The organism is Paraburkholderia sediminicola (genome assembly GCF_046026895.1).
GTDB lineage: Bacteria > Pseudomonadota > Gammaproteobacteria > Burkholderiales > Burkholderiaceae > Paraburkholderia > Paraburkholderia sediminicola_C.
The window spans coordinates 1-1,405 of sequence record NZ_JAQQEU010000220.1 but is presented as its reverse complement, the minus strand read 5'-3'; the positions used below and the strand labels follow the sequence as shown (position 1 = coordinate 1,405).

General features: G+C 60.1%; 1 pseudogene. It reads right to left on the bottom strand.

The window, feature by feature from the left end:
* Positions 1 to 130: 130 nt before the first annotated feature.
* Positions 131 to 1,342: pseudogene (locus PQR02_RS40390) on the bottom strand (IS701 family transposase); the annotation flags it as partial.
* Positions 1,343 to 1,405 lie beyond the last annotated feature (63 nt).

Below are 1,405 nucleotides of genomic sequence, written 5' to 3'. Positions count from 1 at the left end.
CTAGTACGACTGTGTTAACAAATGTTCGTTTCGTCGCCCGCAGCATGGGCACCTTTCGAAGCAAGCCATCAAGGCTGCGGCGAGTTCCAATCGCAACGTGGCGATGGAATCTGCTACATGACGCTGCTTACGCAGGGGCGCCCCGGGGCCTGAAGCCTTTGGGTAAGGCAGGCATTTCGCGGGATAGCCGATGGGCTGGAGTTTTTTTTTGCGCCGTCAGGCGCTCAGCAACGAGAAAGCCATAAGCCGCTATGCACAGCGTCGCGTGATGATGGAAACCGCGCCAGCTGCGCCCCTCGAAATGCCCCAGGCCGAGCTCCTGCTTGAGATCCTGATAGTCGCGCTCGATGCGCCAGCGCAGCTTGGCGAGTCGCACGAGTTCCTTGATTGGCGTGTCAGCGGACAACGTACTCAGGAAATACTTGCTCGGCTCGACTTCGGCCTTGGGCCACTCGATGAGCAACCATTGCTCATCGGAGACCTCTCTTGCCTGCGATTCGCGCGAGACGCAACGCACCCGTGTTGCCGCAAAGCGCGATGACAAAGCGCGGTTGGTCCCTTCACGCCAGGTGAGGGTGCGAAAGCGCCGAGATGGCAACTGCATGGCCAGGTCTTTCGCCTGCAGCGGCGCCTGTCCTTCTGACTGCAGGCTGACGATGCCGGTCACCCCGACCATGTAGGTAAAACCCATCGCCGTGAGTTGCTCGCGAAACAGTGTGTTCACCCCGTAGCCTGCATCGGCCACCACCAACTCGGGCATCGCTTCACGCTCGCCCATGCTTTCCAGCAGTTGCAGGGCGATCGCCGGCTTGGTGGCGAACTCGACCGCCTCGGGCACTTTACACTGATCGCGTCGCACCGGGTCGTCCGCCCAGCTCTGCGGCAAATACAGTTGGTAGCGCACCGGCAGACTGAATTGCTCGTTGGCCAGCGAGAGGCTGACCGCAACCTGGCAGTTGTCCTGTTTCCCCAATTGTCCGCAATACTGCCGGGCCACGCCCACCGAATGCTTTCCCTTCTTCGGGAACCCGCTGTCGTCGATCAGCAGCGCCTCTGGTTTGCCCACTCGCGCGCTGATTCGCTCCAGCGTATGAGCGCGTACCGCATCGAGCACGGCCTGATCTGACCACGGTGCGTCGGCTACGAAGTGATGCAGGCGCTGATGCTCCGAGCGCACCCGGGTGGGCGCCAGTTGTGCTGCCATGGGCTCCACGCTCTTACGTTTGACCGGCAGCAGCAACCCCGTGCAGTAACCACGAAACGGTTCGACACGATCGGCGTGCCCAAGCGTCTGTGCAATCAGCGACACGTATTCTTCAAACCGTTCCGTTGAGATTCCCATCGCATTCCTCACAGGCAACTTGAAGATAAGCGAATAGTGCCTTATTTTTTAACACAGTCGTAC